This is a genomic window from Cereibacter azotoformans, from assembly GCF_021391315.1.
In the GTDB taxonomy this organism is placed as follows: domain Bacteria; phylum Pseudomonadota; class Alphaproteobacteria; order Rhodobacterales; family Rhodobacteraceae; genus Cereibacter_A; species Cereibacter_A azotoformans.
This window is the reverse complement of the sequence record NZ_CP090022.1, coordinates 73,842-98,014: the sequence shown is the minus strand read 5'-3', so window position 1 is coordinate 98,014 and position 24,173 is coordinate 73,842. Positions and strand designations below refer to the sequence as shown.

At 68.9% G+C, this 24,173-nt stretch carries 24 protein-coding genes; 14 read left to right on the top strand and 10 right to left on the bottom strand.

The annotated features are described in order from the left end of the window. Nucleotides 1-93: 93 nt before the first annotated feature. Genes rsxA through LV780_RS15500 form a run of 10 tightly spaced genes read left to right on the top strand, consistent with a single transcriptional unit; the run spans nucleotide 94 to nucleotide 7,973 of the window. Nucleotides 94-675 (top strand): electron transport complex subunit RsxA, encoded by a 582-nt coding sequence (rsxA, locus tag LV780_RS15545; RefSeq protein WP_011910135.1) that lies wholly within the window; start codon nucleotides 94-96, stop codon nucleotides 673-675. Between the two features lie 15 nt (nucleotides 676-690). After that, nucleotides 691-1,257 carry an RnfABCDGE type electron transport complex subunit B gene (locus LV780_RS15540; protein ID WP_101340888.1) on the top strand — a complete coding sequence of 189 codons (567 nt, stop codon included), beginning with the start codon at nucleotides 691-693 and terminating at the stop codon, nucleotides 1,255-1,257. Further along, on the top strand, nucleotides 1,254-2,813 hold the full coding sequence (gene rsxC, locus LV780_RS15535) for an electron transport complex subunit RsxC (protein ID WP_108220702.1): 1,560 nt from the start codon (nucleotides 1,254-1,256) through the stop codon (nucleotides 2,811-2,813). Before LV780_RS15540 ends, rsxC begins: the two co-directional genes overlap by 4 nt. Then, on the top strand, nucleotides 2,810-3,892 hold the full coding sequence (locus tag LV780_RS15530) for an RnfABCDGE type electron transport complex subunit D (protein WP_108220701.1): 1,083 nt from the start codon (nucleotides 2,810-2,812) through the stop codon (nucleotides 3,890-3,892). The genes rsxC and LV780_RS15530 overlap by 4 nt, the downstream gene beginning before the upstream one ends. Then, complete coding sequence (rsxG, locus tag LV780_RS15525) at nucleotides 3,889-4,551, top strand: electron transport complex subunit RsxG (RefSeq protein ID WP_108220700.1); 663 nt, start codon at nucleotides 3,889-3,891, stop codon at nucleotides 4,549-4,551. Before LV780_RS15530 ends, rsxG begins: the two co-directional genes overlap by 4 nt. Before the next feature lie 14 nt (nucleotides 4,552-4,565). Further along, the gene (locus tag LV780_RS15520) at nucleotides 4,566-5,300 is read left to right on the top strand and encodes an electron transport complex subunit E (RefSeq protein ID WP_011910140.1); all 735 of its coding nucleotides are present in this window, start codon (nucleotides 4,566-4,568) and stop codon (nucleotides 5,298-5,300) included. Further along, nucleotides 5,297-5,554 (top strand): RnfH family protein, encoded by a 258-nt coding sequence (locus LV780_RS15515; protein WP_108220699.1) that lies wholly within the window; start codon nucleotides 5,297-5,299, stop codon nucleotides 5,552-5,554. Before LV780_RS15520 ends, LV780_RS15515 begins: the two co-directional genes overlap by 4 nt. A gap of 48 nt (nucleotides 5,555-5,602) precedes the next feature. After that, complete coding sequence (locus LV780_RS15510; RefSeq protein WP_108220698.1) at nucleotides 5,603-6,619, top strand: FAD-dependent oxidoreductase; 1,017 nt, start codon at nucleotides 5,603-5,605, stop codon at nucleotides 6,617-6,619. Between the two features lie 52 nt (nucleotides 6,620-6,671). Next, entirely contained in the window at nucleotides 6,672-7,238 is a 567-nt protein-coding gene (locus tag LV780_RS15505; RefSeq protein ID WP_108220697.1) for a cyclin-dependent kinase inhibitor 3 family protein, read from the top strand. A gap of 12 nt (nucleotides 7,239-7,250) precedes the next feature. Beyond that, the gene (locus LV780_RS15500) at nucleotides 7,251-7,973 is read left to right on the top strand and encodes a hypothetical protein (RefSeq protein ID WP_108220696.1); all 723 of its coding nucleotides are present in this window, start codon (nucleotides 7,251-7,253) and stop codon (nucleotides 7,971-7,973) included. Here LV780_RS15500 and draG read toward each other — a convergent pair. Both draG and LV780_RS15490 read right to left on the bottom strand, forming a co-directional pair. Then, nucleotides 7,970-8,854: an ADP-ribosyl-[dinitrogen reductase] hydrolase gene (gene draG, locus LV780_RS15495; protein WP_108220695.1), complete on the bottom strand. Its 885-nt coding sequence runs from the start codon at nucleotides 8,852-8,854 to the stop codon at nucleotides 7,970-7,972. The genes LV780_RS15500 and draG overlap by 4 nt on opposite strands. Further along, on the bottom strand, nucleotides 8,847-9,644 hold the full coding sequence (locus tag LV780_RS15490) for an NAD(+)--dinitrogen-reductase ADP-D-ribosyltransferase (RefSeq protein WP_108220694.1): 798 nt from the start codon (nucleotides 9,642-9,644) through the stop codon (nucleotides 8,847-8,849). Before LV780_RS15490 ends, draG begins: the two co-directional genes overlap by 8 nt. Nucleotides 9,645-9,773: 129 nt before the next feature. Here LV780_RS15490 and LV780_RS15485 point away from each other — a divergent pair, with 129 nt between their 5' ends. The 3 genes from LV780_RS15485 to LV780_RS15475 are packed head-to-tail and all read left to right on the top strand — an operon-like array spanning nucleotide 9,774 to nucleotide 13,488. Beyond that, a complete protein-coding gene (locus tag LV780_RS15485; RefSeq protein WP_108220693.1) occupies nucleotides 9,774-10,295 on the top strand; it encodes a 2Fe-2S iron-sulfur cluster-binding protein in 522 nt (173 codons plus the stop codon). Beyond that, nucleotides 10,292-11,275, top strand: coding sequence for an FAD binding domain-containing protein (locus tag LV780_RS15480; RefSeq protein WP_108220692.1), 984 nt, complete (start codon nucleotides 10,292-10,294; stop codon nucleotides 11,273-11,275). Before LV780_RS15485 ends, LV780_RS15480 begins: the two co-directional genes overlap by 4 nt. Continuing rightward, a complete protein-coding gene (locus LV780_RS15475; protein WP_108220691.1) occupies nucleotides 11,272-13,488 on the top strand; it encodes a xanthine dehydrogenase family protein molybdopterin-binding subunit in 2,217 nt (738 codons plus the stop codon). The genes LV780_RS15480 and LV780_RS15475 overlap by 4 nt, the downstream gene beginning before the upstream one ends. A 200-nt stretch (nucleotides 13,489-13,688) precedes the next feature. On the opposite strand, the gene hpbA is transcribed toward LV780_RS15475, so the two are convergent. Continuing rightward, a complete protein-coding gene (gene hpbA, locus LV780_RS15470) occupies nucleotides 13,689-15,725 on the bottom strand; it encodes an N-methyl-L-proline N-demethylase HpbA (RefSeq protein WP_108220690.1) in 2,037 nt (678 codons plus the stop codon). A 358-nt stretch (nucleotides 15,726-16,083) separates the two neighbouring features. On the opposite strand from hpbA, the gene LV780_RS15465 reads away from it, so the two are divergent. Continuing rightward, nucleotides 16,084-17,244 carry a glycosyltransferase family protein gene (locus LV780_RS15465; protein ID WP_108220689.1) on the top strand — a complete coding sequence of 387 codons (1,161 nt, stop codon included), beginning with the start codon at nucleotides 16,084-16,086 and terminating at the stop codon, nucleotides 17,242-17,244. 13 nt (nucleotides 17,245-17,257) lie between these two features. On the opposite strand, the gene LV780_RS15460 is transcribed toward LV780_RS15465, so the two are convergent. The 7 genes from LV780_RS15460 to LV780_RS15430 form a co-directional block, all read right to left on the bottom strand. Continuing rightward, nucleotides 17,258-18,364, bottom strand: coding sequence for an alpha/beta hydrolase (locus tag LV780_RS15460; protein ID WP_108220688.1), 1,107 nt, complete (start codon nucleotides 18,362-18,364; stop codon nucleotides 17,258-17,260). 147 nt (nucleotides 18,365-18,511) lie between these two features. Next, entirely contained in the window at nucleotides 18,512-19,063 is a 552-nt protein-coding gene (locus LV780_RS15455) for a hypothetical protein (RefSeq protein WP_108220687.1), read from the bottom strand. 96 nt (nucleotides 19,064-19,159) lie between these two features. Then, the gene (locus LV780_RS15450; RefSeq protein ID WP_101341226.1) at nucleotides 19,160-19,360 is read right to left on the bottom strand and encodes a hypothetical protein; all 201 of its coding nucleotides are present in this window, start codon (nucleotides 19,358-19,360) and stop codon (nucleotides 19,160-19,162) included. A gap of 85 nt (nucleotides 19,361-19,445) precedes the next feature. Further along, nucleotides 19,446-20,468, bottom strand: coding sequence for a lysine-2,3-aminomutase-like protein (locus LV780_RS15445; protein WP_011910155.1), 1,023 nt, complete (start codon nucleotides 20,466-20,468; stop codon nucleotides 19,446-19,448). Between the two features lie 118 nt (nucleotides 20,469-20,586). Then, nucleotides 20,587-21,279: an NAD-dependent deacylase gene (locus tag LV780_RS15440; protein ID WP_108220686.1), complete on the bottom strand. Its 693-nt coding sequence runs from the start codon at nucleotides 21,277-21,279 to the stop codon at nucleotides 20,587-20,589. Nucleotides 21,280-21,339: 60 nt separating this feature from the next. After that, complete coding sequence (locus LV780_RS15435; RefSeq protein WP_233864130.1) at nucleotides 21,340-22,938, bottom strand: sensor histidine kinase; 1,599 nt, start codon at nucleotides 22,936-22,938, stop codon at nucleotides 21,340-21,342. A 110-nt stretch (nucleotides 22,939-23,048) separates the two neighbouring features. After that, complete coding sequence (locus tag LV780_RS15430) at nucleotides 23,049-24,173, bottom strand: ABC transporter permease (RefSeq protein WP_011910158.1); 1,125 nt, start codon at nucleotides 24,171-24,173, stop codon at nucleotides 23,049-23,051.

Below are 24,173 nucleotides of genomic sequence, written 5' to 3'. Positions count from 1 at the left end.
GGTAGGTGCTTCCTCTCCGTGACAGTTGTGCGAACGCGCCGAGGGCCGCCGCGACCGGCGCGGCGGGACGGCCCGAGCCAGACGGAACGACGAATGGGCGAATTCTTCTTCATCCTGCTGAGCACCGCCCTCGTGAACAACGTGGTGCTGGTCAAGTTTCTCGGCCTCTGCCCGTTCATGGGCGTCTCGCGCAAGACGGATGCGGCGATCGGCATGGGGCTTGCCACGACCTTCGTGCTGACGCTCGCCGCCGGGTCGAGCTGGATGGTCGAGACGCTGATCCTCGAACCGCTGGACCTCGCCTTCCTGCGGATCCTGAGCCTGATCCTCGTCATCGCCGCCATCGTGCAGTTCATCGAGGTGGTGATGCGCAAGGTCTCGCCGGCCTTGCACAAGGCGCTCGGGATCTACCTGCCGCTGATCACCACCAACTGCGCCGTGCTGGGCGTGGCGCTGCTGAACATCCAGGAGGGGCACGGGCTCGCCTCGAGCCTGCTCTACGGGTTCGGCTCGGCCGCGGGCTTCACCCTCGTTCTGGTGATCTTCGCCGGCATGCGCGAGCGCCTGGCGCAGCTCTCGGTGCCGGGGCCGTTTGCGGGTGTCCCGATCGCCTTCGTCTCTGCCGGTCTGCTGTCGATGGCCTTCATGGGCTTTGCCGGCCTGACCCCGAACTGAGAACCGGAGCCCGACATGATCGAAGCCGCCCTCTCCATGTCTGCCCTCGGGCTCGGGCTCGGGCTGCTGCTGGGCGTTGCCGCGCGGAAGTTCCATGTCGAGACGCCGCCCGTCGTGGATGCGATCGACGGCATCCTTCCGGGCACCAATTGCGGCGCCTGCGGCTATCCGGGCTGCCGGGGCCTGGCCGAGGCCATGGCCGAGGGAAGCGCGCCCGTGACCGCCTGCACGCCCGGAGGCCGCGACGTGGCGCTGGCGCTCGCCGCCATCGTGGAGCCCGGCGGAGGCGGAGCGGCCGTTCCGGGCATGGCCGAGGCCGAGCCGATGGTGGCCTTCATCTTCGAGGATCACTGCACCGGCTGCATGCGCTGCTTCAAGCGGTGCCCGACCGACGCGATCATCGGCGCCAACAAGCAGATCCACACGGTCGTGACCGATGCCTGCATCGGCTGCAACGCCTGCATCGAGGCCTGCCCCACCGAGGCGATCGTGGCGCGCGTCAAGCCGAAGACCCTCAAGAGCTGGTACTGGGACAAGCCCCTTCCCGATGCCGGCGCGGACAGCAGGGAGCATGCCGCATGAGCTTTCCCCATTTTGCGGCCCTCTTCCGGCCGTCGCAGTTCTTCGGCATCCGCGGGGGCGTCCACCCCGAGACGCGCAAGCACCTGAGCGCCGAAAGCGCCATCGAGGACATGCCGGTCCCCACGCTGGTCAGGGTGCCGCTCCAGCAGCATATCGGCGCCGAGGCCGAGCCTCTGGTCAAGCGCGACGATCTCGTGATGAAGGGCCAGCTGATCGGTCGGGCGCGCGGGCCGGTCTCGGCCAACATCCATGCGCCCACCTCCGGTCGAGTGATCGCCGTGGGCCATTTCGCGGCGCCCCATCCTTCGGGGCTGCCGATCCCGACCATCACCATCCGCACCGACGGGCAGGACAGCTGGGGCCCGCGCCTCGGCCGCCTGCGGCCCGAGAATGCCACGCCCGAGGAGATCGCGGCCAAGGTGGCCGAGGCGGGCATCGTCGGCATGGGGGGCGCCACGTTCCCCTCGGCGGTCAAGCTGAACCTGCGTGCGCGCTACGACCTTCACACGCTGGTCATCAATGGGGCGGAATGCGAGCCCTACCTGACCTGCGACGACCGGCTGATGCGCGAGCGTGCCGAGGAGATTGCGGACGGCATCGGCATCATGGCGCGGGCGCTCGGCGTGCGGCAGATCGTGGTGGCGATCGAGTCCAACAAGGCCGAGGCGATCTCGGCCATGCAGCGGTTCGACCGGGCCCTCGATCTGCCGATGCGGGTGCAGGTGGTGCCGACGCAGTATCCGATGGGGTCCGAGAAACACCTGGTGAAGATCCTCACCGGACGCGAGACGCCCGCCCGCGCCCTGACGGCGGATCTGGGCGTCGTCGTCCACAATGCCGCGACCGCCCATGCCGTCCATCTGGCTGTGCGCTATGGCGAGCCGCTCCTGTCGCGGGTGGTGACCGTGTCGGGCCGCGGCATCCGGCGCCCGGCGAACGTCCGCGTCCTGATCGGCACGCCGGTGGCCGAAGTGATCGCCCATTGCGGTGGCCTGACCGAAGAACCCGATCGGCTGCTTCTGGGCGGGCCGATGATGGGCCAGCCCATCCAGAATCTGAGGGTGCCCGTGGTCAAGGGCACGAGCGGGATCCTCGCGTTGACGACATCCGAGACGCCCGGCTGCGAGACCATGCCCTGCATCCGCTGCGGGCGCTGCTCGCAAGCCTGCCCGGTGGGCCTCACGCCCTTCGAACTCAACGCCCGCATCCAGGCCGACGATCTGGAGGGGGCAGGGCGGATCGGGCTGCTGGACTGCATCACCTGCGGCTGCTGCGCCTTTACCTGCCCGGCCAATATCCCCCTCGTGCAGACGATCCACTACGCCAAGGGCAAGCTGGCCGAGGCGGAGGGACGCAAGCATCAGCAGGAGGAAACGAAGCGCCTCGCCGCCGCCCGGAAGGCGCGCGAGGAGGCCGCGGCCGAGGCCAAGCGGCAGATGATGGCCAAGCGCAAGGCCGAGATGGAGGCCAAGAAGAAGCGCGAAGCCGAGGCGGCGCGCGCGGCCCCCCCACCGCCCGAGCCGCAGCCGGCCACGCAGGGAGGTGCCGCGCAATGACCGCTCCGCTCATCATCTCGGGGCCGCACACCCACACGCTCTTCACCGTCTCGCGCACGATGCTGACGGTGAGCGCGGCGCTCGCGCCGGCCACGGTCTTCGGGCTCTGGCAGTTCGGCTGGCCGGCGATCTTCCTCTTTCTCGTGACGGTGGTCTCGGCCTGGCTGTTCGAGGTGCTCTGCCTCTGGATCGCGGGCAAGCCGGTGGCGCGGTTTGCGGGCGACGGGTCCGCCATCCTGTCGGGATGGCTCGTCGCGATGACCCTGCCGCCCTATGCGCCCTGGTGGGTGGGGGTGCTCGGCGCCGGGATCGCCATCGTGATCGCCAAGCATCTCTTCGGCGGTCTCGGGCAGAACCTCTTCAATCCGGCGATGGTCGCGCGGGCCATGCTGCTGATCGCGCTGCCCGTTCACATGACGACATGGGTGGCGCCCGTCGGACTGCTCGAGGGGCCGGGCTTCCTTGACAGCCTCTCCATCACCTTCGCCGGTTCGACCGCCTATGACACGATCTCGGGCGCCTCGACCCTCAGCCACATCAAGAGCCAGATCGGCGCGGGCGCGACCATGTCGCAGATCCTGCCGGACCTCGCCGATCTCGAGGCGCGGTTCCTCGGCTTCGTTCCCGGCAGCCTGGGTGAGACGAGCGCGGCCCTTCTCCTCCTCGGCGGGGTGGCGCTGATGGCGCTGCGCATCATCACACCGGTCATTCCGCTCGCGGTGCTCGGCACGATCGCGGCGCTGTCCGGCTTCTGCTCGTTCCTTGCACCGGACAGGTTCCCGCCGCCGATCCTGCATCTCACGGCGGGCTCGACCATGCTCTGCGCCTTCTTCATCGCGACCGACTATGTGACCTCTCCGGTCACGGCGATGGGCAAGCTGGTCTATGGCGTGGCGATCGGCGCGCTGGTGTTCGTGATCCGCACCTGGGGCTCGTTCCCCGAAGGGGTGGCCTTTGCCGTCCTTCTGATGAACGCCTGCACACCGCTGATCGAGACCTATGTGCGTCCCCGCGTCTTCGGACGCACCCGGACGGGCAAGCCCCTGTCCGTCAAGTCGCCGAAGGGAGGACGGAAATGAGCCAGGCCGACCCTGCCGCGCCCCCTTCCAAGGCCGGGACCTCCGGGTGGAAGACCTCGCCCATCGTCCTGGGCCTGATGCTCGGGTTCTTCTCGCTCTTCTCGGCGCTGCTGCTCGCCTTTGCCAGTGACGTGACCCGCGCGCCCATCGCCGCCCGTGCGGCCGAGGATCTGCTGGCCTCGCTCGCGCAGGTGCTGCCGGGGGAGTTGCATGACAATGATCCGACCGCCGACATCCGGCTGCTTTCGGATGCCGAGGAAGGGCGGGTGCGGGTCCATGTCGCCGCCCGCGCGGGCGAGGTGACGGGGCTTGCCTACGAGTTGACCGGCTACGGCTACAGCGGGGCCATCCGCGTGCTGATGGCCCTTGCGCCCGACGGCACGATCCTCGGGGTGCGGGTGCTGTCGCACGCCGAGACGCCCGGCCTGGGCGACAAGATCGAGATCGGCAAGAGCGACTGGATCGCGGGTTTCTCGGGCCGCTCGCTCGCAGACCCCGGCCCGGACGGCTGGAAGGTCCGGCGCGACGGCGGCGTGTTCGACCAGTTCTCCGGCGCGACGATCACCCCGCGCGCCGTGGTGGCCACGATCCGCCGCGGCCTTGACCTGTTCGAGCGTCACCGCGCGGAGCTTCTCGCACCGCTTCCAGCAAGGTCCTGAGGGAGGAGACGGCCATGTCCGACAGCTACGGCAAGATCGCCCGCGACGGGCTCTGGGACAAGAACATCGTCTTCGGACAGATGCTCGCGCTCTGCCCGGCGCTGGCCATCACCGGCACGGCGACGAACGGCCTCGGGATGGGGCTTGCCACCACCGCCGTGCTGATCGTGTCGAACGTGGCCATCTCGGCGCTGCGCCGCGTCATCGCGCCCGAGATACGGATCCCGGTCTTCGTCCTCATCATCGCCTGCATCGTGACGGTGGTGGATCTCGCCCTCAACGCCTGGGTGCATGACCTGCACAAGGTCCTGGGCCTGTTCATCGCGCTGATCGTGACGAACTGCGCCATCCTGGGCCGAGCCGAGGCCTTCGCCTCGCGCAAGGGGGTGGCAGTCTCGGCCTTCGACGGGCTGACGATGGGCGCGGGCTTCACGCTGGCGCTGATGCTGGTGGGGGCGCTGCGCGAGATCCTGGGCTCCGGCACGCTGTTCGCGCAGGCCTCGGTGCTGCTCGGATCGCAGTTCGCCTTCCTGGAGCTTACGCTCTTCCCCGATTATCCGGGCTTCCTGCTGGCGATCCTGCCGCCCGGCGGGTTCATCCTCGTGGGGATCCTGCTCGCGCTCAAGTCGCTCATCGACAGCCGCGGGAAGAGCCTCGAGCAGGAGATCAAGGAGATGCGCGTCGAGCGCGTCTTCACGGCCGCGGGTGTGCTGAAACCCAGGCTGCAGGCCGCGGAGGATGACGAATGATTGTCGGTGTCGCCTATGCCAAGCCGACGGTTCAGGTCTGGAAGCATGTCGATGTGCCCGAGGGTGCAACGGCGCGCGATGCGATCGAGCGTTCCGGGCTGCTCGCGCAGTTCCCCGAGATCGACCTTGCGGTGAACAAGGTGGGCATTTTCGGCGCGATCTGCCCACTCGACCGGACCGTGAAGGAAGGGGACCGGGTCGAGATCTACCGCCCGATCCATCCCGAGGCCGAACTGCTGGAAAAGAAAAGCTGACCCCAGGTGCTCCGGCCGACCGGAGCCCGCCCGCAAGGAGATCCGAAGATGCAGAGCCTCAGCCGCCGCCGTTTCACCCTGGGCCTTGCCGCAGCCTCGCTGGCGGCGACGGGCGGGCTTGCCCTGTCGCTGCGCCCCGGAACGCGTGCCGTGATCGTCGGCGGCGGCCCCGCCGGGGCGGAGGCCGCCCTCGCCCTGCGGGCGGCTCACCCGGCCGCCTCGGTGCTGCTGGTCGAGCGCGACCCGACCCGGCTCGCGCGCGGCGAGGGAGGGGCCGGCGCCCCGTTCCTGCGCCCGCGCGCGGGCGCGGGTCTTGCGGCGCTGAAAGCCGCCGGCGTCGAACTGGTTCTCGACGATGTGACCGGCATCGACTGGTCCGGCGGGCGGCTGACCCTCTTCTCGGGCCGGACTCTCGCCTTCGACCGGCTGCTCCTTGCGCCCGGCACGGCCGCGCGCGACGAGGCCATCCCCGGCCTCGACGCGGCCGCTCGCCATGCCTGGCCGGCCGCCTGGGGCAGCGAGCGCGAGGCGCGCCGGTTGATGGCACGGCTCGAGGCACTGCCCGAGCGCGGTCATGTGGTCCTGCGGCTGCCTGCGGGCGAGGCGGCCCATCCGACGGCGGCCGTCTCCCGCGCGCTGGCCCTGGCCGGCCTTGTCGCGTCCCGGCCGGGGGCGCGGCTGACGGTGCTCGACGGCACCCCCGACCACCGGCTTGCGCGCGCCTTCGCCGCCGCAGTGCCCGCCCGGCAGCGCGATCGGGTTGCGTGGATCGGGGCGGACCGGGGCGGCCTTGTCCGTGCGGTCGATGCAAGGGCTGGGGTGCTTGAAACCGATGCAGGTGCGATCCGCGCGGATGTGGTGAACTTCGTGCCGAGGCTCGAGGCCGGCGCGATCGCCCGGGCGGCGGGGCTGGCCGACGACAGCGGCTGGTGCCCGTGCGACGACAGCGGGCGCTCGCATCTTCGAGCGGAAGCCACGGTGCTCGGGGATGCGAGGAAGGAGGCGCTGCGCACCGTGGCGGGCGCGTTGCAGTCGGCGCGGCTTGCCACGGGTGCCCTCGCCTGATCCTCTGACGCGATGCGCAGGCGGCGGCCGGCGCGAGGCTGGGGAAGGAACGATGACGCCACGCACGAGCGCGACCCATCCGCTGCAGATCGCCGAGCTGGCCGTGGGCTGCTCGCAAGGGCGGATCGGCATCACCTTCTGCCCTGGCAAGCAGGATGTTGCGGCGGCAACAGGTGCCTGGGCGCGAGATCTTGGCGCCGATCTCGATGTGATCGCGGACTGGGGCGCCCGGCTCGTGGTGACGCTGGTCGAGCCGGCCGAGCTTTTCGCCCTGCGGGTGGGGGATCTTGGCGCCGAGGTGCGGCGGCGGGGAATGGAGTGGCGCCATCTGCCGATTGCCGATTATTCCGTGCCCGCGCCCTCGTTCGAGGAGCAATGGCAGGTCGAGGGGCGGGCCATCCGGGCCCTGCTGCGGTCGGGCGGCGATGTGCTGGTTCATTGCCGGGGCGGGCTGGGCCGGGCGGGGATGATCGCCGCCCGCCTGCTGGTCGAGCTTGGCCGCGATCCCGAGCAGGCCATCCGCGACGTGCGCGGCGTGCGCCGGGGCGCCATAGAGACGCCCGCCCAACTCGCGCTGGTGCGAAGGACACGAGCGATCCCCGAGGAGGCGACCGGATGAGGAGAGCCGGTCTTGAGCGCATCTGACCCACGCGCCGGAAGCCCGCTTGGCCCTGTGATCGACATCTCGCGCATGGAACGGATCGGGGGCCGGCTGGGCAGCAATCCGGGCGGGATCTACCGCGACGATGAGGGCCGGTCCTTCTACGTCAAGAGTCTCGAGAGCCCCGACATCGCGCGGAACGAGCGTCTGGCCGCGCGCCTCTACCGGCTCGCGGGTGCGCCGACGCTTCTCTATCTTCCGACGCAGGATCCCGCCCAGGTGGCCACCCTGTTCGTCACGCTCGAAAAGCGCCGCCTTTCGCGCTTTTCCGAGGCCGAGCGCAGGGCGGCGCAGCACTGGCTGGGGGTTCACGCCTGGACGGCCAACTGGGATGCCGCCGGCCATGACGGGGACAATCAGGGAGTGGCTGGAGGCACCGTGCTGACGCTCGACCTGGGCGGCGCCCTCGAATTTCGGGCGCAGGGCGACCCCAAGGGGCGGGCCTTCGGTCCGAAGGTGCGCGAACTCGACAGCTTGCGGAACGATCCCGACAATCCCCATGCGGTGCGGCTTTTCGGTGACATGGCCGAGGGCGCTGTCCGGGACGCGATCCGCGTGGTGACGCGCCTGGCCGATGACCGCATTCGTCAGGTGGTGGCGGAGGAGGGCGGCGCGGCGGCGCTGGCCGACAAGCTGGTCGCGCGCAAGGCCGACATGGCGGCGCGGCTTGGGCAACGGGCTGATCGGCGCTAGCCGCGCGCAAGGGCCAGCAGGTCGGGCACCTGCGCCCGGATCGTCTCGGCCACCTCGGGGTCGAGCCGCTCCAGCCAGCGCCGCGGGATCGCCTCCAGACCCCAGGTGGCGCCGGCGAGCATTCCGGCCAGCGCCCCGGTCGTGTCGGCGTCACCGCCCTGGTTCACGGTGCGGACAAGGCAGGTCTCGAACCCGTCCGAGGCAAGATAATGGTGCAGGACGGTCTGCATCGTATCGACGACATAGGCCGAGCTTTGCCCCGGATAGGGTTCGAACCGGAAGGCACGCTCGCGCGAGACGAGCGTCAGGGCCTCATGGCGCACGGCTTCGGGCCCTTCGCCGGCAATCAGCCGATGCACCATCCGCACCAGCGCGAGGCAGGCCGCATCCGAGAGCGGGTGGCAGTGGGTGGTGCGCGCCTGGGCGAGCGTCCATTCCTCGGCCCGTTGCGGCGCGCCGAGCGTCGCCAGCGCAACCGGCAGGACGCGCATGGCCGCACCGTTCCCCGCGTCACCGTCGGAGAAGGGCGCCTCGACCGTTCCGTCCGTCAGGAACCGGCGGATGCCCCGGCGGCAGGTGTTGCCCACATCCACGGGGCCGCCTTTCAGCCATGCCGCGAATTCGGTGCAAAGCCCGGCCGGATCGAGCCCTTGCCGCCGAAGCAATGTCCGGCCGAGCGCCAGCGACATCTCGGTATCGTCCGTCACCTGTCCGGGCCGCAGCTTCAGCCAACCGCCGCCGGTGATCTCGCGGTGCGTGCCGTGCAGCGCCGCAATCTCGCCTCGGGTCATGAATTCGACGGTGGCGCCGAGCGCATCCCCGACCGCAAGCCCCAGATAGGCCGCAAGGGCCCGGTTGGCCATCTCCTGATGATCAGACATAATCCACACTCACCCGATAATCCCCTCCGATGACCAGAAACTCCCGCTCGGTGCGGAAAAGGCGCGAGGGCAGAAGCCCGCTGAAGCAGACGAGCTTGCAGAGCGGAACCTCTGCCGTCAGGATCGCATCGCCGAAACAGTCCGCCACGCTCCGCTCGGACGAGAAGGAGACGAGGTTGTTGAGACGGACCACGGAAGCGCGCCGGTCTGCGATGTCGTTCGCCCCGCGGTAGAGCGTGAGATGGGACCTGCCCGGCCAGGCAAAGCGTCGGATCGCCCACTGGCAGAACTCGAACAGCAGGTCCAGCTGGCTCCAGATCGAGTTGTCGTGGAACCGGCTGGCCATCTTCTCCTCGACATAGGCGTGCCATGCGGTGCCGGCCTCTCGCTCGATCACCGCCTTGTGGAAGGTGGGGCCGAGGCCGAAGCGGCTCTCGACCCAGCCTTTCAGCACCGCGCCCTCGGGGCCATTGCTGTCAAAGGACCAGCCCTGGATCAGGCTCAGGAAGGACGAGCGGAAGGGCCGCCGCCCGCTGGCTTCTTCCCGCTGTTCGGGGTCGATGCCGAACACCGCGGTCATGTAGCCGAGAAAGGCCTCTCCGGCTTCCGGCAGGTCGCGCGCGCGCGCGAGCATCGCGAACAGGCTGCGGTTCGTCTCGCAGATGCCCCAGATATGAAGGGGCTGCGGCGCCTCGTTGAAGGCGGCGCTGCCAAGCCAGTCCGAAGCGCGCCCCACCCGATTGGTCGAGCGGGCAATGCCCTGCGGTCTGTCCTGGCGCCTGTCCTTCATCCCCGGCAGGATGCGGGGACCGTCGGTGAAAGGGAAGGCCCGCGCACAGCGACCCGTTGGCGCTCCGGCTGCGGAACCTCGGGCGCCCTTGTCTGTTGGCCCGGCTGGACAGCCAGCCGGAGGGCCCGCATGAAGACCACGCTCACGATCAATGGCGAACGCCGCGAGATCGAGGCCGGAGCGCGCGTGACGCTGCTCGACGCCCTGAGGCACGACCTGGGGCTTACCGGCACCAAGAAAGGCTGCGATCACGGCCAGTGCGGCGCCTGCACCGTGATCCTGAACGGTCGCAGGATCAACGCCTGCCTGACGCTGCTCTGCATGCACGAGGGCGCCGAGGTGGTCACGATCGAGGGCCTGGGCGAGCCGGACCGGCTCTCGGCCCTGCAGGCGGCCTTTCTGTCGCAGGACGGGTTCCAGTGCGGCTACTGCACGCCGGGCCAGATCTGCTCGGCAACCGCCATGCTTGAGGAGATCGAGAGGGGCTGGCCGAGCTGGGTGTCGCAGAGCCTCGAGGGCAAGGCCGCGCCCACCCGCGAGGAGATCGCCGAACGGATGAGCGGAAATCTCTGCCGCTGCGCCTGCTATCCCAACATCGTCGATGCCATCGCCCTGGTGGCCGAAGCCCGTCTGGCCGAGGCGGCGCAATGAGGGATTTCGTCTATCTCCGGGCCTCGTCCTGCGAGGAAGCCACGGCCGAGGCGCAGGAACCGGCCACGGCCTTCCTGGCCGGCGGCACCAATCTGCTTGATCTGATGAAGCTGGGGATCGAGGCGCCCGCGCGGCTGGTGGATGTGAACAGGTTGGATCTGGGCACCATCCAGGAGCGCGACGGCGGGCTGCGCATCGGGGCCACCGTGCGCAACAGCGATCTGGCGGCGGATGAACGGGTGCGGCGGTCCTATCCGGTCCTGTCGCGGGCGCTGCTGGCGGGGGCGAGCGGGCAGCTTCGCAACATGGCGACCACGGCCGGCAACCTGCTGCAACGCACGCGATGCCCCTATTTCCACGACACGGCCATGGCCTGCAACAAGCGCACGCCCGGCGCGGGCTGTTCGGCCATGGGCGGCTTCACCCGCAATCACGCGATCCTCGGAGCGTCGGATCATTGCATCGCCACGCATCCGAGCGACATGGCCGTGGCCATGGCGGCGCTCGAGGCCGTGGTCGAGATCGAGGCCCCGCGCGGGGGGCGCCGCCATGTGCCGATCGGGAACTTCTACCGCTTGCCGGGCGAGACGCCGCAGATCGAGACCTGCCTCGATCCGGGCGATCTCATTACCGCGGTCGTGCTGCCGCCTCCGCCGGGCGAGCAACAGATCTATCGCAAGATCCGCGATCGTGCCTCCTATGCCTTCGCGCTGGTGTCGATCGCGGCCGTCCTGCGGATGGAGGGCGGGCGGGTCGCCGGGGCGCGGCTGGCCTTTGGCGGGCTTGCGCCACGGCCCTGGCGGGACCCGGATGTGGAGGCCTGCCTCGTGGGGCAGGGGCCGTCCGACGACCTTTTTGACATGGCGGCCGACCGGCTTCTTCATCGAGCCCAAGGGCAGGGCGACAACGATTTCAAGATCCCATTGGCGCGGCGCACGCTTGTCTCCGTGCTGCGTGAGGCAACCGGAGGCACGGCATGACCGCCCATCTCATCTTTGACGAGCCGGATGATCGCAACCGTCTGGACAGCATGGCGCAGGACATCATCGGCCGTCCCATCGACCGCTCCGAGGGCGCGCTGAAGGTCTCGGGCCGCGCGGTCTATGCCGCCGAGCAGGCCACGAGCCTCTGGTCCGAACAGCGCACCGATTGCCTCTTCGGCATCCTCGTCCGCGCGACCGTGGCCCGGGGGCGGGTCACGTCCCTCGACACGGCCGATGCCTTGGCCGTAAGCGGCGTGCGCGAGGTGCTGCAGGACCCGCGCCTCGTCCGCCATCCCGCCCAGGGGATGGCGCGCAAGGCCCCGCCGCAGGAGGTAACCGATGTCGCCTGCTTCGGCCAGCCGATCGCCCTCGTCGTGGCCGACAGCTTCGAGGCCGCGCGCGAGGCGGCCCGCCTCGTCCGTGTGGACTATGAGACGGCCGCCGCAGAGCTCGATCCCGCATCGGCACCCTCCGATCTGCCCGAGAAGAAGCAGTCATCTCAGGGCGATCTCGATGCGGCGATGCGCGATGCCTCGGTGTCCCTCGATGTCACCTATCGGACCCCCTCGATGGCGGCCGCGGCAATGGAGCCTCACGCGGCCCTAGCCTGGTGGGAGGGTGACCGGGTGACGCTCTGCGGCGCCTATCAGATGGTGTCGCAGAATGCCGAGGAACTGGCGGATGCCCTCGGGATCGCGCCCGAGAAGGTGCGGGTGCTGTCGCCTTACATTGGTGGCGGTTTCGGCTCGAAGCTCGGGATTGCGCCCGAAGCGGTTGCGGCGGCGGTGGCGGCCGAGCGGCTTGGCCGGCCGGTGATGGTGCCGCTCACCCGGCAGCAGGAGTTCGAGATCGCCCATCGCAGGTCCGAGACCGAGCAGCGGGTGCGCCTTGCGCTGGACGCGGACGGGCTCTTGACGGGGATCGGGCACGAGGCGCGCGTTTCCAATCAGCCGGGAGAGACCTTCTCCGAGCCGGTGCAGCAGGCCACCCACTACACCTACCGCGGAGAGCACCGCAGCATCCGCCACGAGGTCGCGCGGGTGAACCTGACCTGTGCCGGCTCGGTCCGGGCGCCGGGCGAGGCGGTGGGCGTCACGGTGCTGGAACTCGCCATGGACGAACTGGCCGAAAAGGCGGGCATCGACCCGGTCGAGCTGAGATTGAGAAACATTCCCGAGTGCGATCCCGAGAGCGGGAAGCCCTTTTCGTCGCATATGCTCGCCGAGGCGCTGCGCGAGGGGGCCGATCGCTTCGGCTGGACCTCGCGCCGTCAGCGCGGCCGGCAGCGCGAGGGCGAGTGGCTGATCGGCTGCGGAATGGCCGCCGCCGTGCGGGTCAACTTCCTGCACAAGGCCCGGGTCCGAGTCGCGCTCAGCGCGGAGGGCCTGACGATCGAGAGCAGCATGACCGACATCGGCACGGGCACCTACACGATCCTCACCCAGATCGCCGCCGAGATGCTTGGCATCCCGCCCGAGCGCGTGACCACCCGGCTCGGGGATACGGACCTGCCCGAAGGATCGGGCTCCGGCGGTTCGATCGGTGCGGCCTCGAACGGTTCGGCCACCTACCTCGCCTGCGAAGAGATCCGCCGGCAACTGGCAAGCCGGCTGGGCTGCGCCGAGGAGGATCTTACCCTCAAGGACGGCCGCGCAACGTGTGGCAACCGCTCGCACGATCTGGCCGAACTCATCCACGAGCCGCTCGTTGCGGAAGGGTTTTTCGAACCGGGCAAGGCCATGGGGCGCGTCCGCAGCTCGACCTGGGGGGCGCACTTTGCCGAAGTGGCGGTGAACGAGGTGACGGGCGAAGTGCGCGTGCGCAGCATGCTCGGCGTCTTCGCCGCGGGGCGCATCCTGAATGAAAAAACCGCCCGGTCGCAGTGCATCGGTGGGATGACCTTTGGTCTTGGCATGGCCCTGATGGAGGAGATGGTCCATGACGGCCGCCACGGCCATGTGGTCAGCCGCGATCTGGCGAACTACCACATCCCGACCAACGCCGATGTGCCGAGGATCGAGGTGCATTTCCTTCACGAGCGCGACGCCTACGGAGGCACCCTTCAGGCGAAGGGGATCGGCGAGTTGGGGATCTGCGGTGCGGGGGCGGCCGTGCTCAACGCGATCCATGATGCCTGCGGCGTGCGGGTCCGCGAACTTCCCGCCACGCCGGACAAGATCCTCGCCGGTCTGTGCGGGATGCAGGGCTGAGCCAGCCGTGCAACATGGTGCCTCGGCTCATGGCGGGATCCGAGGCACCAACCGCGTCCCGGACACCCGCTCGGCGAGGCGCCGGGTGACACTGTGTGCCCCGGCGCGCAGGCTGAACGGCGCGGACCCTGAGAACGGGGTGCGCCCGACCGCAGCAGGCTCAGACCGTTGCACGCTTCTCGGCCCGCTGCGACAGGCGGTCAGAGATCGCGGGCCAGCCTCAATGCGTCGTAGATCGCGGCATGGGTGTTGCGGGCCGACACCGCATCGCCGATCCGAAACAACCGGAAGCGCCCTGCCGGATTGCGGCTGACGCCCTGAGGACTGGAGGTGGCGAGGGCCTCGTAATCCACCTCGCCGAGGTTGGACGACAGCGGCTTCAACTCGAAATACAACTCGTCCAGCGGGCGTGTCCCGTGGTTCACGACGACCTGATCGACCAGCCGCTCGCGGCGGACCCCGCCATAGTCGCTGCCGAGCACCGCCCGCAGCCGGTTGCCTTCCCTGTGCACCTCGATCAGGCGCCAGGTGACGGTAAACGTCACATCGCGGGTCTGGAGCCTGCGGACGTAGGGCACGAGGTTCATGGCCATCACTTCCGGCGCAAAGCTGCGGTCGGGTGTGACGATCTCGACCGCGCTTCCGGTTCCGGCGATGGCATCGGCGGCCTGCAGGCCCGCATGGTCGCCCGCGTCGTCGAAGATCAGGACCTGCGCCCCCGGCTTCACATCGCCCGAAAGGATGTCCCAGGCCGAGCAGACCAGATCATTGCCATGCGACAGAACCTCGGTATGCGGCAGCCCGCCCGTGGCCAGGATGACCTCTTCCGGGTCGGTCGCCAGCACCGCGGCGCCGTCGACCACCGTGCTGAAATGGAAGTGCACGCCAAGTTTCCCGCATTGCTCCATGCGCCAGTCGATGATGGAGATCATCTCGCGCCGCCGGTCCTGCAACGCCGTCAGGCGCACCTGACCGCCCGGTTCGGGCGCTGCCTCGAACACGGTCACCTCATGGCCCCGTTCGGCCGCCACGCGCGCGGCCTCCAACCCGCTAGGGCCTGCGCCGATTATGGTGATACGTTTTTTCACCGTGGCCTTCGCAATCTCGTGCGGCTGCTCGATCTCGCGCCCGGTCGAGGGGTTGTGCAGGCAGAGCGCCATGCCGCCCTGATAGATCCGGTCGAGGCAGTAGTTGGCGCCGACGCAGGGTCGGATGTCCGCCTCGCGGCCTTCGATGATCTTGCGCACCAGATGCGGATCCGCCAGATGCGCGCGCGTCATTCCCACCATGTCGAGCTTGCCGCTGGCAATGGCGTGCCGGGCGGTGGCCACGTCGGGTATCCGGGCGGCGTGGAAGGTGGGGAAATTCGTCGCCGCGCGGATCTCGCCGGCGAAGTCGAGGTGCGGCGCGCTGCGCATCCCCTGGATCGGGATCAGGTCGGTGAGGCCGGGATCGGTGTCGATATGCCCCCTGACGACATTGAGAAAGTCCACAAGGCCACTTTCCTTAAGCTTGCGCGAGACCTCGAGCCCCTCGGCCGCGCGCATCCCGCCGTGCAGATCCTGATCGCCGGTGTAGCGCACGCCCACGATGAAGTCCGGCCCCACCCGTTCGCGGATCGCCCGAAGCACCTCGAAGGTGAAGCGGAGGCGGTTGTCGAGGCTGCCGCCCCAGGGCTCCTCCAGATCGTTGGTCAAGGGGGACCAGAACTGCTCGAGCAGGTGACCGTAGGCTTCGAGTTCGATGCCGTCGAGGCCGGCCTCCTTCATCCGCTCGGCGGCGTCGGCGAAGTCGCCGATGATGCGGGCAATGTCCCACTCCTCGATCCGCTTGGGAAAGGCGCGGTGCGCGGCCTCACGCTCATGGCTGGGCGCCACCACGGGCAGCCAGTCGCCCTTGTCCCAGCGCGTCCTTCGACCGAGGTGGGTGAGCTGGATCATCACCGCCGCGCCGTGGTCGTGGCATTCGTCGGAAAGCCTTTTCATCCAGCCCACGACCTCGTCCTTCCAGGCGAGGATGTTGTTGAAGACGGGCGGGCTGTCTCGCGACACGCTGGCCGAGCCCGCCGTCATGGTCAGCGCCACGCCCGCCCGCGCCCGTTCGACGTGATAGGCGCGGTAACGGTCCTTGGGCATGCCGTCCTCGGGGTAGGCGGGTTCGTGGCTGGTGATGAGGATGCGGTTGCGAAGGACAAGATGCTTCAGGCGGTAGGGCTGGAGGAGCGGGTCGTTCGACATGGCAAAACTCCGTGCGGGCCTGCGCATCATCGGTCTGCATGTTCAGTGATGTCAAGATAGTGTGCGATGTGGAACAGGCGGCGGCGGTGACCGATCCCGGCCCGCTGCAGCGATTCGCTGCCGTTTCTTCAGCTCGCAGGTGTCGGGCAAAAATGCTGTTTCGTCATGCGGCTGCTCCACCTCAGGGCGAGCATGATGCGTCGGATAAGGCACAAGCGACTCCCTTCGGTTGAGCTGCGTCACTCGTTGCTTGCACGCCCGGATCGAACAGGCATGCTGAGGGAGATCTTTTTTCTTCTTATTGGCGGGCGCTCGTTCCCGAAGCGGTCCTGCATAAAATTGTTCAAGGACGGTCTGCATGAGCATTCGCAGCACATTGCTGGTCTCAACGCACAACATGGATGCCCGACCCTGGAGCGGCGTGCTCTGGGAGTGGTCGGACGTTGTCTCGCGCCTGGAGGGGGCACGGGTCCTGGCGCCACGCGACCGGCTCTACCGGCCCGGCGCGGGCCCGGTGCGGCTGTCCTTGCGCGACCGGCTCGAGCTGAAATACCGGACGTTCCGCCAGGGCTACATCCCGCGGATGGAGCCCACGGGTCTCGATCAGGATTTCGACCTCACCCTCTACACCTGCCAGTTCGTCTATGAGATCGAGGAGCTTGACCAGATCCGCCGCTGGCGGGAGCGGTCGGGGATCGCGGCGATCTTCCTGCTGGAGAGCTGGTCCTCGACCTTCGAACGGTGGAAGGACAAGCTGCGGCTCCTCGATCGGTTCGATCATGTATTCGTGCTGAACGGCTCCAGCATGGAGGCCCTGGCCCGCTACACGAGCGCGCCGATCACCCAGCTTTCGACGGCGACGGATACGATGCTGACGGCCCCGTTCCCGCATTTGCCCAAGCGCGCCATCGACGTCACGGTGATCGGGCGGCGGGATGGGGCGGTGCACGAGCGGCTGCTCGACCTCGCGGCAGAACGCGACCTCGTCTATGTCTATGACGTGTGGAAGGGCCAGGAGATGCGCGATGGCTGGGCCCCGGTCCGCCGTTACAATGCCGATCTGATCCGCCACAGCCATTGCTTCCTTGCCTGGGATCCGGGTGATCCGTCAGCCGTGCGCGAACTTGCCGACGGCGACCGGGCCCTTTCCACGCGCTATTTCGAGGGTGCCGCGGGTGGGGCGCTGGTTCTGGGCAGCGCGCCCGACTGCCCGGAATATCACGATGCCTTTGACTGGCCCGACGCGCTGATCCCCCTCGACCGGGACATCGGCGAGGTTCTGGCCGAGCTTGAGGACAATCCCGCGCGGGTCGAGCGCATCCGGCGGACGAACATCGCCCAGTCGCTGCGTCGCCACGACTGGGCGCACCGCTGGAAGAGGGTATTGGACACACTGGGCCTCGCGGCCACGCCGGAGCATGAGCGGCGTCTGCAGCAGCTCAACGAGATGGCCGCCCATATCGAGCGTGCCGAGCCGGTCGTCCGGGTGCGGCCGACGGTGCTGACCTCGGCCGGCTGACCGGGCCTCGCGTTCACCGCCTGTCGGGGGCGAGGCGCCAGCTGCGCCCCGGGCGCAGCACCTCGCGCCCGGGGCGTCCGTCCTGTGGACGGTCCGCGAGCGTCGCATGCACATCCCGGATCACCTCGTCGCGCAGGCGGAAATACTGGTGGCGGCCATGCAGCGGCTCGGTCTCGGCGACCTGGCGGCAGTCGATGGCAAAGACGCGCTCGCTCAGACGGTCCAGGTTCTGCGGCCCGTCCGACCCAAGCCGGTCGGGCATCCCCTTCGTCCGGTCCGAGATGGTCAGCGCCACGTCATTGGCGGCGTGATAGACGAAGATCCGGTTGGCCAGCCCGTCCAGCGGCTGCAGCTTCAGCGGCACATGAAGGGCGTCGTTGTCCTCGTCCGCCGCCATGAGGAACACGCAGTCCACCACCCGCGTGATCCGGCCGCCGTTGAGTTCCGAGAACTTGCGCAGCGCATGGCGCAGGGCCCAGGCCCCCATGGAATGGGCCACGACGTGCAGCCTCCGGGTGCATTGCCGAAGCGCGTCCTTTGCGGGCACCTGCCCGTCGCGGCGGGCGGCGAGCACCACGCGCTGATCCTCCTGCCGGAGTCGGGTGAGGAACTCCACCAGCCGCATCAGCGCCCGCCCCATGGCCAGCCCCGAGGCTTCGGCATCCTCCCGGTCCGAGAAATAGTCCCAGGCGGGCTGCACCCGCCCGTTCGACGGCCAGGAGAAGAGGACGACCGTCACCTGCTGGCCCGCCGACGAATAGAGATGTTCGAGCGAGGCCGCGCGGCGGACGGAATCCTCGAACGTGTTCGCAAAGCCGTGGATATAGATGACGATGTCGCGGTCTTCGTCCTTCAGCGCGACGCGCAGCTCCTCGAAGAGGCGCGCGGAGCCGAGCTTTTCCTTCCCCGCACGGCTGTCGAGGGTCTCGGCGTAGAGCTTCGTCGCGCCGACGCGCCAGTTGTCATCGTCCTTCGGGTTGCCGCCGGCAAGCGAGACGTCGGCGGTGCCGACGCGAAAGATCTGGGGGCCCCCGGCGTTGAACCGCTCGCCCAGAAGCCGGCCCGTGGCCGAGCTTTCGTGCAGGACGTTCCTGTTGCTGACAAAATGGATGATTGGCATCGGCCCTCGCACTCCCTGAACCGCGGGCCAGTTCAGAGGGGCCGTCCGGCCTCTGCCGGGGCCAAGGCCCGTGGCCTCCGGCTCCGGCATGGTATCAGCGCCCGGGCCTTGGCTCAAAGCGCACGAACGGGGTCAGCGGTCCTGCCCTCAGGGCCCGGTATGCAGCCACGAGCGGACACGGCGGCCCGAACGGCTGCCGGACTCCGCGGGCTGCGGCCGTGCCTCGTGCCCGAGGTTCGCTCCGACCGACGCACCCTCTTCGGGGGCCTTGGGCAGAGTGTCCTGATGCGGATCCGTCCAGGCCGCATCGCGTGTCGTGCCGCGCAGTTCCAGCGGCACCGGCCCCTCGCCGCCGCGCCTCCATTCCACGGCGCGTTCGTCGATATCGACGGCCCCCTCCTCCTCAAGCAGCGCCACGGCGGTTTCGTGCAGGTCGTGGGGCAGGTCGCGGATGCAGACGAGCGTGCCACCCCGCGCAATGCCTTCGGAATAGGTTTCCCGCTCGGGTGCCGGAAGCACGTAATCTAGGGCGAGGTCGCCGAGGCTGCGGCCGCCTTCCTGCGGACCCTCCTCGTCGAGATGGCCCGACGCCAGCTCTACCCGGCCCGCGGGGACACCGGCCGCGACAAGCCGGTCAGAAGCACGCCGCGCGTCGTCGCGCCGGTCGAAGAAGGCGGTGATGGTCAGGATCTCGTTCATCGGATGGCTCCTCCTTTGCGCGGAAACCGGGGAGGATGCACTTTCGTTCCGGCCGGTTCCGCCACCGTGCCATGCAGGCCCGCAGATCTCCGCCCGTCAGGGGCGCTGACGCCGCGCGGTGCGGAGGGCGCGCATCATCAGCGACAGAAGCAACAGGAACGCGCCCGCGGCGAACAGCGCCAGCCCCAGCGCCGCGTTGCCCTGCGCCTCGTGCAGCCCCAGCTGCCAGAGCAGGACGCAGAGGGGCAGGCCGGACAGAAGTCCACGGCGGGCTAAGCGGCAGGCAGGGCAGGACATGCCGGTTCCTTTCTCGTCGTTCCGGCCCTTGCCTGCAGGAATCGTGCCGATAATCGACGGCTGCCGGTCTTTGCCCGTCCGCGGCTCAGGCAGGGTCCTCGTAGCGGTGCACGCCGCCCTGGGGGTCGCGGACCTGCCAGCGCCCGGGGCCGTCGGGGATGACATGGTCGGGCGTGACCGGCACCTTGCCGAAGCCTCCGGGGATGTCGAGCACATAGGTCGGCAGGCCGATCCCCGTGATCCTCCGCCGCAGCTCGGCCATGATCGCGCGCCCCTGCGCGATCGAGGTGCGGAAGTGGCCGGCCCCGCGGGCGAGGTCGCAATGATGCAGGTAGTAGGGCTTGACCCGCAGCCGGAGGAGCGCGCGAAACAGCGCCTCGAGCGTGTCCGCGCTGTCATTCACGCCGCGCAGAAGAACCGATTGCGACAGCAGCGGCACGCCACGATCGGCAAGCCGCCCCAGCGCCGCGCGCGCGTCGAGCCGCAGCTCGGCCGCGTGGTTGACATGAACCACGATCCAGACCGGCACCGGCCCCAGCAGGGCGCGGATCATGTCCTCGTCCACCCGTTGCGGGGCCACGACCGGCACGCGGCTGTGAATGCGCACCTGATCGAGGTGAGCGATCTGCCCGAGCCGCTCGATGATTCCGCGCAGCCGCCGCGGAGAGAGGGTCAACGGGTCGCCCCCCGTCAGGATCACCTCGCGAACCGCGGGTGTGGCCTCGATGTAGTCGAGCGCGGCGGTCAAGTCCGCATCCGACAGGAGGCCCTCGCTGCCCACGACCTCGCGGCGGAAGCAGAAGCGGCAATAGACATCGCAGGTGCGCGTGACATGCAGGATCACGCGGTCCGTGTATCGGTGGGTGAGGCCCGGCACCGGGCTTCGCGCCTCGTCTCCGATGGGATCGGCAAGCTCTTCCGGGCGGATCTCCAGCTCGTCCACCGTGGGCACGAACTGGCGCGCGACGGCAGGATCCGCGGCGGCGGCGGCCATCTGGGATGTCACGCGGATGCGGAAGGCGCGCGCCACCTCGGCCAGCCGCTCCTCGGCCGGATCGACAAGGCCAAGGGTGGCGAGGTCATCCAGACTGTCCAGCGCGCGGTCCATCAACGGAACCTCCCTTCAGGAAAGGGCGCCTTATCGTCGCACCCGCCGCCGGGTGCAAGGCGCAATCCTGAATAAATGCGGCAGGATTTTGCCTGTTCATTCCGACCGGGGCACAGGGTCACGCCTGCAGCAGCTCCTCCACCCAGCGCGGCACTGTCTCGCTTGCGGGGCCATGGAGGCCGCGATCGAAGAGATCCCTGCGGCTGCCGGGTTCGAGATTGATCTCGATGGTGGCGATGCCGCGTGCAGCCGCTTCCTCGACAAAGCCTGCCGCCGGATAGACCTCGCCCGAGCTGCCGATGACGGCAAAGAGCGTGGCACGGGACAGCCGCTCGAGGATCTCGTCCATGCGGTAGGGGATCTCGCCGAACCAGACGATGTCGGGCCGCGTCGCGGGGCGGGCGCAGGCGGGGCAGGGGTCATCGGCCGCCATCCGCTCGGGCGCGTGCCAGCGGTGGCCGCAGGCCGCGCAGAGGGCGCCCAGCAGCTCGCCGTGCATGTGGATCACCTCGGGCGACCCTGCGCGCTCGTGCAGGTCATCGACATTCTGCGTGACCAGCGTCACGCGGCCCGGCCGCTGGCGCTGCAGCCGGGCCAGCGCCTCGTGGGCGGCGTTCGGCGTGGCCTCGAGGCAGTTTCGCCGACGCATGTTGTAGAAGTCATGCACGAGCGCGGGATCGGCGCGGAACCCTTCGGGCGTGGCAACCCGGCGAAGATCGTAGCGCGTCCAGAGCCCGTCCTTGTCGCGGAAGGTGCCGAGCCCGCTTTCCGCCGATATGCCGGCCCCGGTGAGGATGAAGATCGAGTCCATGATGCGAGGCTAGCAGCGCCTCGGCGCCTGTGCCAGCCTGCGCCGGGCCCGTTCCGGTGGTCACGAGGCCGCGGCGATGCGCACCACGTTGCCGGCAGGCAGATCGACGGTCACATGGCCGCGGATCGGAAAGGTGAGGATGAACCGGGTGCCGTCGCCATCCCGACGCTCGAGCGTGGCATCGGCCTGCCCCACCAGCGCCTCGACGATGCCGAGGCCTGAGTGGCGCGTGCCCTTGACCGTGACGATCCCGACCCCGTCGTCCGAGATCGTCAGTTGCGCACAGTCGGGATCGATCCGGTGCAGGCCCACATGGATGCGGCCGGGCCGGCCGTCGGGGTGGGCATGTTTCACCGCGTTCGTCAGCAGTTCGGTGGCGGCCAACGCCAGCGGAACGGCACTGTCCGGCCCGATGCGGATGCCCGTCTCGACGTCGCGCTCGACCGTGAGCGCCCGTTCCGGCGGGATCAGCGCCTCGCTCGAACTCAGCCGATCGATGAGGCGCCCGAAGTCCAGATCGTAGCGGTCGCCCGCGGCGAAGAGCATGGAATGGACCTCGGCGATGGCCATGATCCGTCCCCGCAGCTCGGCCGGCTCTATCCGGCCGCGCGTGCGGATCTGCCGGTCGATCAGCGCCAGAACCAGCGCGAGGTTGTTCTTCACCCGGTGGCTCAGCTCCTGCATCAGGCGGGCGCGCTGCTCGGCCACCTTCTGCGTGGCCTCGAGCTTCTGCCGCGTCTCGAGCGCCTCGACATTCAGTTCCATCGCGCGCCGGATCCGCCCCGCCAGAACATAGATGAAGAGCGCGAGCAGCCCGACGAACATCCAGATCGGCCCGACGCGCCACAGCCAGCCGGCGCGCACGGCCGAGACCGGCATCCCGTAATTGGCCACCAGCGGCAGGTCGGACAGGCGGGTGAAGGCATAGAGCCTGTCCACCCCGTCGGACACGGCCACGGCCCGGTAGCTGCCCGCAAGCTGGCCCTGCAGCGCCTGCATCGCCGGAGCGGCGGGATCGAGCATCATCGGCCGCGAGACATTCCGGCGCAGCAGGAGATATCCGTCGTCCCGCAGGAGAGAGGCGGCCTCATCGGGCTGGGGTGCGACCTGCTGCAGGAAGGCGCGGACCGAGTCCAGCGTCACCATCGAGACGAAGATGCCTTCCAGGCCCGGCGCAGAAAAGTCACGGGCCACGTAGAGCCGGTCGGACACGGCATCGGGCATGTTCGTCCGGCCGATATAGACCGTCGTCCCCTGGGCGCTGGCGGCGTGGTAGTCGTCGATCGGGAAAACGTAGTCCTGCGGATAGAGCGGGCCCGCTTCCCGGATTCGGCCCTCCGTATCGAGAATGGCAACACCGCCGGACGCGTTATGCAGCGTCTCGATATCCGTGAGCAAACTGCCGAACCGTTCGAAGCCGGGCAACTCGCCCGGCTGGCCCGGCTGGCCCGACAGGTCGCGCAGGAGAGCCTCTTGCAGGATCAGCTGGGTCTGGATCAACCTCTCGGTGTAAAGTGCAATCAGCCGGGACTTCGCAAGACCCTGCTCCTCGAGAGTGGTGATTTCCTCGCGCCACGACCACACGCCCCACACGGCCATGCCGCAGACGGCAAGAATGCAGGCACCCAGCCTCAGCGCCGCGAACTGTGCCGATTTCATGAGCTTGCCTGTCGGATTTTGATCGGGACGCACATATCCGAACCCTACGCCGGCTGTGTTCCGGGCTCAAGCGGCCGTGTCGGCGCGGGCGTGCTCCAAAAGACCGGCCGTCAGGCGGAAAGCACCCGGCGGAAGCGCCGCAGGACCACCGTCAACGCCACCCCGGACATGGCCGCCATGGCCACCATCTCGCCCACGACAAGCTCGACCCCCGCCCCTCGGTAAAGCACCGACTGGGCGAACGAGACGAAATGCGGCGAGGGGCTGATGAGGCGCATGGTGATCTGCAGCCAGACCGGCATGGATTCGAGCGGCGTGATCCCGCCCGAAAGCTGGAACATCACGATGATGACGGGCAGCACCAGAAGCCCGAACTGCCCCATGTTGTGCGTGAACGAGGCAAGCAGCAGCCCGAGGCTGGCCACCGCCACCACATAGAGCGCGGCCCCCGCCGAATAGAGAAGCAGCGACCCGTCGATCGGCACGCCCATCGCCCCCTTGATCACGAAGACCAGACTGAGGACCGAGGCCATGAGGATCACGGCGGTTGTGGCCAGCACCTTCGAGAAGACAATCTCGTGAGGATGGACCGGCATCACCAGCACATGCTCGATCGTGCCATGCTCGCGCTCGCGGATCATGGACGAGCCGGCAAGGATCAGCGTGAGAATGGTGACCGAGTTCATCAGCTGCATGACGGCGGTGAACCAGGTGCCGTCGAGGTTCTCATTGAAGCGGTTGCGGATCTCGACCGAGACGAGGGCCGAAGCGGGCTCTCCGGGGCGAAGGTAGGCCGCGATCTCGTCCAGCAGCAGCCGGTTGAGGAAGCTTGCGCCGTTGCCGGCCTGCGACACGGCCGTGGCGTCGATCAGGATCATCAGGCTGGCCCCGTCTCCGCGCCGCAGGTGCCGCTCGAAGCCGGGCGGGATCGAGACCACGAGCACCTTGCGGCCCGCATTCTGCGCCGCCTCGGCCTCGGCCGCCGACAGAAGCTCGGGCGGGGTGAAGAGCGGCTCGCGGATCGCGCCGACCAGCCGGCCCGAAAGCTGGCTGCGGTCTTCGTCCACCACTGCGACCGAGAGATTGCGGATGTCGGTGTTCGCCGCATCCGAAACAAGCCAGGTCGCGATGGTGAAGACATAGACCATCAGCAGGATCATCACCCGGTCGCCGCGGATGGCGCGCAGTTCCTTGATCGTCAGTCGCAGGATGTTGCGGAGGCTCTGGAAGGCCAT